Origin of the sequence: Acinetobacter sp. PC34 (assembly GCF_051789135.1) — a bacterium.
GTDB lineage: Bacteria > Pseudomonadota > Gammaproteobacteria > Pseudomonadales > Moraxellaceae > Acinetobacter > Acinetobacter johnsonii.
In genome coordinates, this window is record NZ_CP196664.1 from 648,110 (window position 1) to 660,471 (window position 12,362).

Below are 12,362 nucleotides of genomic sequence, written 5' to 3' on the forward strand. Positions count from 1 at the left end.
CTTACATAAAGCCTTCAATCGGTAGCCAAGAAACGACTTTGAGACCAGCGCGTTTAAACCAATTCATTTTGGGTTCAGTAGTATAGGTTTTGGTAGAGCCATCAGCTTGTTTGATTTGCCAGTTAATGTTTTTGTTTGCATCTAGGACCAGCTTATAGGCATATTTACTGAGGTTTTGGTCCATGGTGTAGTGTACCGCTTTAGCCAGCGGTGGACTGTTCAGTAAAACCCCAATTTCTGTATTTAAGTTGGCAGAGCGGGGATCAAAATTAAATGAACCAATAAAAACCTGTTTCTCATCAATGGCCATGAGTTTGGCATGCAGACTCGAGCGGCTTAATCCTTTGATGCTGACTTTGGCTTTTTTGGAAATTTCTTCATTGTTTTCGTTTAGGGCTTCGGCCGCAGGCGTGGCTAAAAACTCATAGAGTTGAACACCACTTTCCAGCAAGTCTTCACGATATTTTCCATAGAAAGCATGCACCAACGGTACATCATTGGCTTTAAATGAGTTGGTCAATACGCGGACTTGAATGTCACTCTGTGCTAGGTTAGCCAGATGTTTTTTGCCTTTACGCTCAGGTACAAAATAGGCTGAAATAATGTCGATGCTTTCCATTGGCTTTTCTAAATGGGTTTGCAACTGGAAGTTTAAATGTTCTTCTTTTTTTGCCCGTGATTTGATTTTACTCGGTGAGTCCTTCACCACTTCGGCTTTGACCCAATCGAATTGGATACTATCATTTAACCAGTGTTCAAAGGCTTGCGAACGATTGGCTAGATCCAAATAATTTTGGACGGTCACTTCCTGATAGTGCTGCTCTAACTGGGTTTTTAAACCTTCATAACGCAAGCTGTAATGGTTAGCGTTGACAATTTGACGCACTGGAAAGGCATAATCGTCATTCCAGTATTCATCGAAGGAATGCACAATTTCATCTGAGGCAGAGCCGACCAACATCACATCAACATCTGAAAACTGATAACTGTCGCTGACGTTATAATATTGATTGCTCATGTTACGCCCACCAATCAACGAAATTTGATTATCGGCAATGAAGCTTTTGTTGTGCATCCGGCGGTTGATGCGTTTTAGATTTAAGACCATATCCATCGCACGATAGTGACGGAAGCGGTAGGGGTTATACAGTTTGATGTCAATATTGGCGTGCTGATCGAGCGCCAAATAAATGCCTTCCATTTTCTTGGCATTGTTATCATCGATTAGTAATCGAACCTTCACCCCGCGATCAGCGGCTTTCAAAATAGAATAAAGCGCTAAAGAACCAATACGATCGTTGTCCCAAATATAGTATTGTAGATCTAAGGTTTTTTCTGCCTTATCAATAAGATGGATACGCGCGGCCAATGCTTCGAGTGGATTATAGAGAACATGGAAACCTGTAAGGCCTGGATTTTGTTCACGTAAAGGCAGAACGATTTTGCCTAAACTGGTTTGATCTGTCGGTAGATCAAAAGCATAGACAGGCGTCTGTGGGATTTGTTTGGGTAAGGTATTACACGCTGGGACAGTCAAAACCATACAGCTCAGCAACAACAGTTTGGCACCTTGCTGAGTCGCAGATGAGCGGAATAAAGTTTGTTTCGCTAAGCCGTGAGGTTTTTCCATCGTCATAAAGTCTATAAATTTGGTTTGAGTATAATTCTGAGCTGTGAAAAGATAAACAGAAGATTATGTGTTCTTGATGAACAGTTTGTGAGTAAAAGTCTATGATGAATATACACTCCGTCGTGTTCTATTTTTATATTGCGATGGCCTTACTTGCGGGGTGGGCGGTGTATCAGGCATGGATCAGTCAAACCAATACGGAGACTATTCATCCGTTTAAAGCCTTTGTGCATTTGTTGGCTTTTTATCTCTCTTATTTACTCATTCCTTTGTTTTTCTTTAGCTTATATGCCGGTTTTCAGGGCTATTATTCATGGCATGAAGCTATTTTTGTGTTTTTGGTTAGTGGTGTGCTGTGTTATGCACGTTTCATTGAACCGCATTTTGTACATGTCAAAACTACTCAATATCAAATCCAAGAAGATTATAAATTACTCAAACCCGTTCGTATTGCCTTAATTGCCGATCTACATATTGGTCTATTTTCAGGGCATGAGCGACAACTGAAAACCATCGTCAAACGACTGAATGAACAAAAACCTGATTTGGTGGTGGTTGCAGGGGACTGGACGTATGAACCTGAAAATACACTGGCAGAAGAATTAGAGGTGTTACAAGAAATTAATGCCCCTGTCTATTCGGTCAATGGTAATCATGATGAGCAGTATCCTGGTCCGCCGATTCAAAATTTGTTAAGACATGCTTTGAAGGTGAATAATGTGATTGATATTGAAGGTCAGATTGTTGAATTTGAAGAGTTTCGTTTGATTGGAGTCGGAGATTTGTGGGCAGGTAAGGCGGATATGCGTTTTATGCCGCATTTACCGCAGGACAAACCATGGGTCATCTTATCGCACAATCCAGACACGGTCGATATGATACCCGCTTTACCCAGCCGTCCTTTAATGCTTTCGGGTCATACCCATGGTGGTCAAGTTGAACTGCCATGGCTCACAGACTATGTAATGAAAAAAGTATCTATATTAGGACACAAAAAAGGCTTGTACCGACATGAACATGCGGATGTGTTTGTCACGGTTGGAACAGGTATGGTGGGTGTGCCGTTTCGTTTTCGCGTACCACCGACGATCGATATTATTGAACTGATTTAAGTTGGGTTTAGAACCAATAAAAAATAAAGCTTAAAACCAAAATGACCACAGCCAAGACGATCCAAAGGTTGTGATTTTTTGTATGAAGCGCTTGTAGGTCTTGTATTGCATCGAGGTTATTCACTGCTGTGCTATGCGGGCTTTGTGGCTGTTGTTGTGTAAAGCTCTGTCCTTCAGACACAAGGGAGCTGCGGTGTCTTAATTCAGCGGTTGATATGCGTTGTTGTTGATGTCGTTTATGGCGATACATGCTTTTTAGTGCAGCATCATGCCGCTTCGTGAGTTCAGTCACGATCTCTTGTGCATCATCGTATTGAAAAGCGGTATGTGTGGCGATGTATTGAATGGCTTGAATAATTTTATTTTCTTCAACTAATACGATGACATCAAGGAGTTGTTCATTGGTGAGTTGTTGTATTTTTTCATCCATTTTTCGGTCCTATTCATCTGTATCTCTCTCTATTTTTGAAGTAAAACGACAGATTTTAAATATGGTTTTTGTAGCGTTTGTTAAAGCATTGGTATAAAAAAACCAGCATCACTGTGCTGGTTTTTAGACATCAAATTCAGGGTCAAATTTGATTATTTACATCATCATTTTTGGTTTCACGGATCATTAAGAACGCACATAAAGACAGTAGTGATGCCGCCGTGAGGTAGTAACCTACTGCGTGTAAACCGTAGGTGGTTGCAAGCTTGGTGGCAATGAGAGGTGCAAATGATGCCCCAAAGATCCCCGCAAGGTTAAAGGTTAGTGCTGAACCTGTATAACGAACGGATATTGGAAAAATTTCAGAGAGCACAGTACCAATTGGTCCATAGGTTAAACCCATGATGGATAAACCAATACACAGGAACAAGAACACAACAAGGGTACTGCCTGATTCCAACATGCTTGAGAACACTAAACCAAATAACGCCGCAGCAACACAGACAGCAATAGATGTGGTTTTACGACCAAATTTTTCCGCTAAAACTGCTGACAAGGGGATGAATGCAGCAAAGCACAGGGTTGCGACCAGTTGAAGTTGTAAGAACTGTTCGCGGGTGTAACCCAGCTGTTTGGTACCCCATTGCAAAGCAAATACCGTCGTGAGGTAGAACACCACAAAGGTACAAATGGCTGCAATGGTACCTAAAATCAACATGCCCCAGTGTTTGGTGATCACTTCTTTAAACGGAATGTTAACTTCTTTTTGCTTGTCTAAAACTTTCTGGAATGCAGGAGTTTCATGTAGTTGTAAACGAATCCATAGGCCTACAATCACCAGTAATGCACTCGAGATAAAGGGAATACGCCAGCCCCATGTCATAAACGCTTCTTCAGTCATAAAATGACCCAGCGTCAAGAATGAACCCGTTGCTAAAATAAAGCCAATCGGTGCGCCCAGTTGGGGGAACATGCCATACCAAGCACGTTTACCTTCAGGTGCATTTTCTGTGGCAAGCAATACCGCACCCGACCATTCACCACCTAAGCCGAGTCCTTGACCTAAACGACACAGCGCAAGCAGTAATGGTGCGGCAATTCCAATTTGTGCATAGGTGGGTAATAAGCCGATACACACGGTTGAAAGTCCCATGGTCAGCAAAGCTGCAACCAAGGTCGCCTTTCGGCCGATACGATCACCTAAATGTCCAAAGAGTGCAGCGCCAATCGGGCGTGCAATAAAGGCAATGGCGAAAGTTGCCAAAGACTGAATGGTTGCAGTCATTGGATCGGTACTTGCTGGAAAGAACAGGTACGGAAAAATAATGACAGCCGCAGTGGCATAAATATAAAAATCGAAGAATTCGATAGTTGTACCTACCAGACTGGCTGTAAGTACGCGGAATTTTGAGTTTACAGGCTGCTGTTCAGCAACAGCAGTATTTAATGACGCCATGGTAGACCTTACACTTAAAAAATAGTCGAACTGAGTTTTAAAAGCGTCATCTTTTTAAAAAAGGCGTAATTTTTTAAAAAAATACGAATGTTCCTCGGGCAGACTACGGAATTAGGGTTGCTAAAAAATGTAGTGTGCGCGGGTTATATCACGTAAAGATAGATGGACAGGAAATGTGATCCTGCACCAATCAATACAAAAATATGCCAGATAGCGTGCGTATATCTTACCTTTTTTAGCGCATAAAACAATGCACCGATGGTATAGGAAAGTCCACCAATGATTAAAAAAGTCAAAGCTGGTTTAGATAAAAAGCGTTGCATATCATCCATTACCAGCACAGCCAGCCAACCCATGAGCAGATAAGCAATCAGTGAGATTTTTTCAAAGCGATGAATGAAAACTAACTTGAATAGTGTACCAATGAGTGCAATCACCCAAAGTGCAATGAGTAGGTAATGGGCTTTTTGCGTGGGCAGTGCGATAGACAAAAATGGAGTGTAGGTGCCTGCAATCAGATAATAAATGGCAGTGTGATCTAATTTTTTATACCAGCCGCGAAGCTCTGGTGATTCCGCAAAATGATACAAGCTTGATGCGGCGAACAATAAAAATAGGCTCAAAGCATAGACCCACAGCCCGATCCATTGTGCTGTTTCTAAGTAAGACCCTTTGATAATCAATAAAATACCGGCTATGAGTGCAAGACCTGCTCCAATAGCATGGCTAATAAAATTGATTCTTTCTTCAACTGGATCGTAGTTTACAACAGGGTGAGCGCTCATAAGTCATGTGCATTTTTATAAAATATACAACTGTATCGTAATTCAAGTTTGCATTTAGCGTAAGACGCTTTAAAATTTAATCGCAATTCTTTTTTTGGTTTCTATTATGACCGTTTCGGTATCGTCCTCTGCACAAGAGCAGCAATTCCTTCAAGCCTTCCAGCAAGCGCTTGAATCTCAAAGTTTTGATCGGATGATTCTGAGTCAATATCAGGGTGAACTGGAGCAACTCGAGAAGATGACTTTTCGAGTCGTCATGTTGCAAGGACAGCCTGTATTGAGCTGTTTATATCGCCATAAAACCCAAGATGTCACCAAAAATTATTCATTAGACACAGCACTTGATACGGTAACTGCACTTTTGGCGCAGTGTAAACAAGCCAATCTGCTGACAACTGAACAAGAGTGGCAACTGAAGAAGAACAAGAAGAAAGCCATACTGACGCAAAGTAAAAATAAAACGGTAACCAAAGCTGTTGAGCAGAAAGGTCATGACCGTGTCAAACAGCGTTTTGTCGATCAAGACAGTTATTTCTTACAGCCGCTTGGTATTACCGATGCAAAAGCGCACATCATTCCCAGTATGGCGCGTAAGTGGAAGCAGATTAATAAGTTTGTCGAAATTTTCTCAGGGGCACTAAGTCATATTCAGCTGCCTGAACAACTGCGCGTGGTCGATTTTGGCTCAGGAAAAGGCTATTTAACTTTTGCTTTATATGATTATTTGCTGAAGCAAGATTTGAACCCTTTTGTGACTGGGGTTGAGCTAAACAGCAAAATGGTGGAATTCTGTCAGGAGGTTGCGGACAAGTCAGATTTTCAGCAACTTGATTTTTTTCAGGGTGATGTTCGGACGTACCAACCTGAACGCCTCGATGTGATGATTGCGCTGCATGCATGTGATGTCGCGACGGACTTTGCGATTCATACCGGCATTCGTTTAAATGCCGAAATGATCATGTGCGCGCCGTGTTGTCATAAAGAATTACGCCCGCAACTGAAAGCTCCGCTCGTGTTGCAACCCATGTTGCAGTTTGGCATTCATGCAGGACAGCAAGCTGAAATGCTGACCGATACTATTCGTGCCTTGTTACTCAAAGCCTATGGCTATGAAACCAAAGTGTTTGAGTTTGTAGCACTTGAGCATACCAGCAAAAATAAAATGATTTTGGCAACCAAGCGTAAGGATTATCAAGCGCCCGATGTTGCTGTCTTGGCACAAATTCAAGCCTTGAAAGAGATGTATGGTATTCAAAAGCATTCACTGGAATTGCTGTTGAATAATCAATGGGATCAGCAAGATGTAGGCTGCAAATGCTGATCTGAACATCACTTTTTAGTGCAATGACCAATATAGAGATGATTTATAGGGAAATGAAAATGCCAAGCTTGAGAATTACGCACGGAACATGGGAAGAGTCGCAACGGGCTGCGAAAATGATTCGTGAGCAGGTCTTTATTCAAGAGCAAAACATTGCTGCTGAATATGAATGGGATGAGCAAGATGAAATCGCAGTTCATTTTGTGGTCTATGAGCAAGATCAAGTCATCGCCACCGCACGACTTTTGCAAAATCATAGTATTGGTCGTGTTGCAGTTTTGAAGTCAAATCGTGGTTTGGGCGTGGGCAAAGTCCTGATGCAGGCGGTGATTGCATATGCCCAACAGCAACAGCGTCCATTTTTAGTCTTGTCCTCTCAAGTGCATGCGCAAGCGTTCTATCAGGCTTTGGGCTTTATGCAAGAGGGTGAGGAGTATTTAGATTGTGGCATTCCGCATATCCATATGCGTTTATCATCCATAAAAAAGCCCTGATCTTTCAGGGCTTTTTTATTAGTCACAGCATATTAGTGACCATGTTCAGATGACATTTTCGCATGTTCATCGGCACTCATGTCGTACTCATCAGCGGTTGCATGTTCTGTGGTATCTTCAGAAGCTGCTTGAGCTCTTGCTTCGCGCGCATCTTTATCCGCTTGTGCTTTGGCCATCGCTTCTTCAGACATTGCAGGCGCGTTTTTAAAAGCATGTTGCTGAGAGTTTTGCTGCGTTTGCTGACTTGGCATATAGTCAGGCTCATTGGTGATCGCAAGGTAGAAGATACCTAAGAAAATTCCACTTAAAATGAAAGCAATAATCAGTGCTTTCCAACCCCATGGTGATTTTTCAGGAGAAGTATTGTCAGTCATGTGCAACAGCCCAATTGAATAAAAATAAATCTAAAACTATGTAACTTTATAACACAAAAAACGGTGTCGGGCTTGAAAAGAATGCACTAAAATAAGTCAAAATTAGATGCTGAATCAGCAGGTTAATTTTGTTGTGTGCTGAGAGTGCAAAAAAGGGATCTGCTGATCCCTTTTTTAAGGTGGAAGTTTTAGCGAATCTGACCCGATGGCACCGATTCAACCAGACGTTGCGGTGCTTTGAAACGCTCACCATACTTCGCTTCAAGTTCACTGGCACGTTGTACAGCTTGGTCTAAACCATATTGATTTAAAAACTGAATTGCACCACCTGTCCACGGTGCAAAACCAATCCCAAAGATCGAACCGATATTGGCGTCAATGACAGACTCAAGGACATTTTCTTCATAACAACGTAAGGTATCTAGCGATTGTACAAACAGGAAGCGGTCTATCATTTCTTGTTCAGAAATATCTACATCTTGCTTCCAATGCTTCAAACCTTCCCAAAGATGCTTTTTACCACCTTCTGGATAATCATAGAAACCTGCACCAGCAGCTTTACCTTTACGGTCAAAAGTATGAATCATGGTTTGAATCACATCATCTGCACCTGAACGCGGTAAATCTTTACCTTCAGCTTGAAGCGCCTTACGGGTTTCATTGGCAACATGTTCAGAAAGTGTTAATGCAACTTCATCTTGAATGGCTAATGGGCCAACGGGCATACCTGCTTTAAGTGCTGCCATTTCAATACGAGCTGGGTGTACACCTTCATGTAATAAACGCAAACCTTCCTGAACAAAAGTACCAAATACGCGACTTGTGAAGAAGCCACGGCTGTCATTCACAACAATCGGAATTTTGCCAATTTGCTGTACATAGTCATATGCTTTTGCCAAAGTTTCAGCAGAGGTATTTTTACCTTTAATGATTTCAACCAATTGCATTTTATCGACTGGACTAAAGAAATGCAGACCAATAAAGTTTGCTTGATCTTTCGATGCATTTGCCAAACCAGTAATTGGTAATGTCGAAGTATTTGAAGCCATCACACCGCCCTCTGCAAGGAATGCTTCGGCTTCTTGAGTGACTTTCGCTTTGAGTTCTTGATTTTCAAATACCGCTTCGATAATTAAATCACAGCCTTTTAAATCTTCCACAGATGCTGTAGCAGTAATTAAACTTAAAACCTGATCACGTTTTTCAGCGGTCATACGACCTTGGGAGACCTTTTTATCCAGTAATTTTTGGCTATAGGCTTTACCTTTTTCTGCATTTTCTACAGAAACATCTTTCAGTACAACGGGAACCCCTTTGATTGCTGTAGAGTAAGCAATACCTGCCCCCATCATACCTGCACCAAGTACACCGACTTTGCTTGCTTGCCATTTTGCAACGTCTTTAGGACGACTCGCACCTGCCTTAATTGCATTCATTCCATGCCAAAAAGTACCGATCATGTTTTTTGAAACTTGACCTGTGGCAAGATAAGTAAAGTAACGTGATTCAATAGTCAGCGCCGTATCCACATCGACTTGCGTACCTTCAACCGCAGCTGCCATGATCGCTTCAGGTGCAGGATAACAACCTTTGGTTTTATCTCGGAGCATTGCAGGAGCAATCGCCAGCATTTGCGCAACTACAGGTGTTTTAGGATCACCACCCGGAATTTTATAACCTTTTACATCAAACGGTTGTTGCGACTTTGGATGTTCTTTTACCCAAGCGATGGCTTTATCCATCAACTCTTCAGATGTTTCCGCCGTGTCTTGGATTAAACCAAGAGATTTTGCTTTATCTATACCAAACTGCTTACCTTCCATTAAGAATGGAAAAGCATTTTGTAGACCTAAAAGGCGTACCATACGCACGATACCACCACCACCCGGCAGCAGACCTAAAGTTACTTCTGGAAGTCCAAATTTAGTTTTAGGATCATTCAATGCAATACGTGCATGACAGCCTAAAGCGATTTCCCAACCGCCACCTAAAGCCGTACCATTCAATGCTGCAACCACAGGAACACCTAAAGTTTCGATATAACGAAACTCTGCTTTCATTTTCTGAATCATTTCAAAAAAAGGTGTGGCATCTTCCAAACGTGCTTGGATTAGCTCATCCAAATCACCGCCTGCAAAAAAAGTTTTTTTCGCTGAACGGAAAATAATTCCCGTAATAGAAGTTTCAGATTTCAGTTTAGAAACAATATTTTCCAAAGCCACACGGAAATCACCATTCATGGTATTTACAGATTGGTTTGGAGAATCCAAAGTTAGAATAATAATGCCATCGTCATTTTTTAAATATTGAATTGCGCTCATTATTATTCTCCTTATACCAACTCAATAATGGTCGCAATACCCATGCCACCACCCACACATAATGTTGCCAAGCCACGCTTTTTGCCCTGACGCTCTAATTCATCCAGTAATGTTCCGAGAATCATTGCGCCCGTCGCCCCCAATGGATGTCCCATCGCAATTGCACCACCATTCACATTGATTTTTTCAGCAGGCACTTTTAATTCTGTCATAAAACGCATCACCACAGATGCAAAGGCTTCATTGACTTCAAATAGATCAATATCGTCAATCGTTAAACCAGCTTTTGCCAATGCTTTACGAGCAGCAGGTGCAGGCCCTGTCAGCATAATGGTTGGATCCGAACCCACCAATGCAGTCGCCAATACTTTGGCACGCGGTTTTAAACCTTGTTCTTTGACCGCTTTCTCGGAAGCAAGTAATACAAGTGCCGCACCATCGACAATACCCGATGAGTTTCCTGCGTGATGCACATGGTTAATTTTTTGTGCTTCTGGATATTGTTGTAATGCAATCGCATCAAAACCCATTGCACCCATCATTTCAAAACTTGGATTGAGTTTTGCTAAACCATCTGCTGTTGTTGACGGTTTAATAAATTCATCTTGATCTAAAATGGTCACGCCTGCTTTGTCTTTGATCGCAACCACTGATTGATTGAAATAACCCGCAGCTTGTGCTGCTGCCGCTTTACGTTGCGAATTTGCAGCAAATGCGTCGACATCTGAACGTGTATAACCATCCAATGTTGCAATTAAATCTGCACCAATCCCTTGCGGAACGAAGTGTGATTTTAAATTGGTTTCAGGGTCTAATGCCCACGGGCCACCATCTGAACCCATTGCAATACGTGACATTGACTCAACACCACCTGCAACAACAATGTCTTCCCAACCTGAACGTACTTTTTGCGCAGCCATGTTTACGGCTTCTAAACCTGATGCACAAAAACGGTTAATTTGCACACCTGCAACATCATTATCCCAACCCGCTGCGATTGCCGCAGTTTTAGCAATATCACCACCTTGGTCTGCAATAGGCGTGACACAACCCAATACAATATCATCTACTTTAGAAGTATCTAAATGATGACGATCTTTCAATTCATTCAACAATGTGGTCAATAGCGTAATCGGTTTCACTTCATGCAGTGAACCATCTTTCTTTCCTTTTCCGCGTGGTGTGCGAATGGCGTCAATGATATAAGCCTCGCGCATAGCTGTTCCTTTTTATGACTTTTAAGTTGTTATGCATTTGAGTGTACAAATTAATGGCCGTGATGCAATGACTAGAACGGGTCAGGTCAGATGAGTCTTTTTGCCAATAGACTGAAGATTTGGGCATAAAAAAACCCAAGATCGAAATCTTGGGTTTAGCAATGTGCCGAACCGTCGTCAAACTAAAAAATTAGTGATAGCCGTGTAGTTGGCGATATAAACCGGGTGTAACCCCAGTCCATTTTTTAAAAGCACGGTGGAAGGTACTGGTTTCACTAAAGCCTACTTGCTGTGCTACATCTTCTAAAGTTAAACCCGGATTTAACAGTAGGTGGATTGCGGCATCACGACGTAATGCATCTTTCACACCTTGGTAACTTTTACCTTCAGCAGCTAAGCGGCGACGCAGCGTTTGTGGAGATAAATACAGCATAGAAGCCACATCATTCAGGGTTGGCATTTCCTCACCAATTTGACTCTTCAATACATCACGAATACGTGAAGTGAGTGAGTTGGTGTTTTTAAATTTCACCAACAACTGTGCAGGCGCGGCTTTTAAAAACTCTTCTAACGTTTCTTCATTTTGACGAATTGGTAAGTCCAAATAATCTGCCGCAAAAGTGATTTCGGTACGCGGCATGTCGAACTGCATCACAGGTGCGAAGAACAGAGCATCGTACTCATCTGCATGGGTTGGACGTTCATACCCAAAGTGCACACGTTCTAGCGGTAAACGACGTTCAATCAACCAAGATGCGAGACCATGCCAAATCATCAGCATACTTTCGGTAATGAAGTGATCTGGGTCCATCGATTTCGGAATCTGAGGAACAAGACGAGCTTCATGCTTGTCGCGCTCTAATGTCACCGACCACTCATCGCCAAACAGTTTATAAAACTGTGAAGACAGTTCTAAAGCATCACCTAAGGTTTTGGCATGAATAATCAGCTGACACATGATGGCAAACGTACCTAAACGACGTGGTTGCTTATCGAAGCCAACATGTTCGTCTTGGGTCACCATCCATAACATTTTAACGAAGCGAGTATATTGTTCTGGAGAAATACGGGCTTTAGGTTGACGCAGCAGTTCTGCCTCAATCCCTACGTGAGAAAGTAATGTTTCGACATCCATGCCGAGACGTTTTACGCCAGTTAAAGCCGCATTGACGAAATGGATACTAATGGTATCGCGGCTCATATTTAATCCTTCAGTCTCTTT

The 12,362-nt window shown here is 42.2% G+C and carries 11 protein-coding genes; 3 read left to right on the forward strand and 8 right to left on the reverse strand.

Annotated elements, in window-relative coordinates; genetic code table 11:
- Position 1 precedes the first annotated feature (1 nt).
- Positions 2 to 1,630 carry a phospholipase D family protein gene (locus ACSC9N_RS03210; RefSeq protein ID WP_010327456.1) on the reverse strand — a complete coding sequence of 543 codons (1,629 nt, stop codon included), beginning with the start codon at positions 1,628 to 1,630 and terminating at the stop codon, positions 2 to 4.
- A 101-nt stretch (positions 1,631 to 1,731) separates the two neighbouring features.
- Between ACSC9N_RS03210 and ACSC9N_RS03215 the strand changes: the two genes are divergently transcribed.
- Positions 1,732 to 2,742 carry a metallophosphoesterase gene (locus ACSC9N_RS03215; RefSeq protein ID WP_010327455.1) on the forward strand — a complete coding sequence of 337 codons (1,011 nt, stop codon included), beginning with the start codon at positions 1,732 to 1,734 and terminating at the stop codon, positions 2,740 to 2,742.
- Between the two features lie 7 nt (positions 2,743 to 2,749).
- On the opposite strand, the gene ACSC9N_RS03220 is transcribed toward ACSC9N_RS03215, so the two are convergent.
- From ACSC9N_RS03220 to trhA, 3 genes are all read right to left on the reverse strand, one after another.
- Positions 2,750 to 3,172 (reverse strand): hypothetical protein, encoded by a 423-nt coding sequence (locus ACSC9N_RS03220; RefSeq protein WP_010327454.1) that lies wholly within the window; start codon positions 3,170 to 3,172, stop codon positions 2,750 to 2,752.
- 142 nt (positions 3,173 to 3,314) lie between these two features.
- Positions 3,315 to 4,628: an MFS transporter gene (locus ACSC9N_RS03225; protein WP_010327453.1), complete on the reverse strand. Its 1,314-nt coding sequence runs from the start codon at positions 4,626 to 4,628 to the stop codon at positions 3,315 to 3,317.
- Positions 4,629 to 4,771: 143 nt separating this feature from the next.
- Positions 4,772 to 5,413, reverse strand: a complete 642-nt coding sequence (gene trhA / locus ACSC9N_RS03230) for a PAQR family membrane homeostasis protein TrhA (protein ID WP_010327452.1) — start codon at positions 5,411 to 5,413, stop codon at positions 4,772 to 4,774.
- 106 nt (positions 5,414 to 5,519) lie between these two features.
- Between trhA and ACSC9N_RS03235 the strand changes: the two genes are divergently transcribed.
- Both ACSC9N_RS03235 and ACSC9N_RS03240 read left to right on the forward strand, forming a co-directional pair.
- A complete protein-coding gene (locus ACSC9N_RS03235) occupies positions 5,520 to 6,734 on the forward strand; it encodes a class I SAM-dependent methyltransferase (protein ID WP_010327451.1) in 1,215 nt (404 codons plus the stop codon).
- Positions 6,735 to 6,793: 59 nt separating this feature from the next.
- Positions 6,794 to 7,228, forward strand: a complete 435-nt coding sequence (locus ACSC9N_RS03240; RefSeq protein ID WP_010327450.1) for a GNAT family N-acetyltransferase — start codon at positions 6,794 to 6,796, stop codon at positions 7,226 to 7,228.
- A gap of 32 nt (positions 7,229 to 7,260) precedes the next feature.
- Here ACSC9N_RS03240 and ACSC9N_RS03245 read toward each other — a convergent pair whose 3' ends face one another.
- From ACSC9N_RS03245 to ACSC9N_RS03260, 4 genes are all read right to left on the reverse strand, one after another.
- A complete protein-coding gene (locus ACSC9N_RS03245; RefSeq protein ID WP_010327449.1) occupies positions 7,261 to 7,602 on the reverse strand; it encodes a hypothetical protein in 342 nt (113 codons plus the stop codon).
- Between the two features lie 188 nt (positions 7,603 to 7,790).
- The gene (locus ACSC9N_RS03250) at positions 7,791 to 9,923 is read right to left on the reverse strand and encodes a 3-hydroxyacyl-CoA dehydrogenase NAD-binding domain-containing protein (protein WP_010327448.1); all 2,133 of its coding nucleotides are present in this window, start codon (positions 9,921 to 9,923) and stop codon (positions 7,791 to 7,793) included.
- Between the two features lie 11 nt (positions 9,924 to 9,934).
- Positions 9,935 to 11,140, reverse strand: a complete 1,206-nt coding sequence (locus ACSC9N_RS03255) for an acetyl-CoA C-acetyltransferase (RefSeq protein WP_010327447.1) — start codon at positions 11,138 to 11,140, stop codon at positions 9,935 to 9,937.
- 190 nt (positions 11,141 to 11,330) lie between these two features.
- Positions 11,331 to 12,341, reverse strand: coding sequence for an AraC family transcriptional regulator (locus ACSC9N_RS03260; protein WP_004695134.1), 1,011 nt, complete (start codon positions 12,339 to 12,341; stop codon positions 11,331 to 11,333).
- Between the last annotated feature and the right edge of the window lie 21 nt (positions 12,342 to 12,362).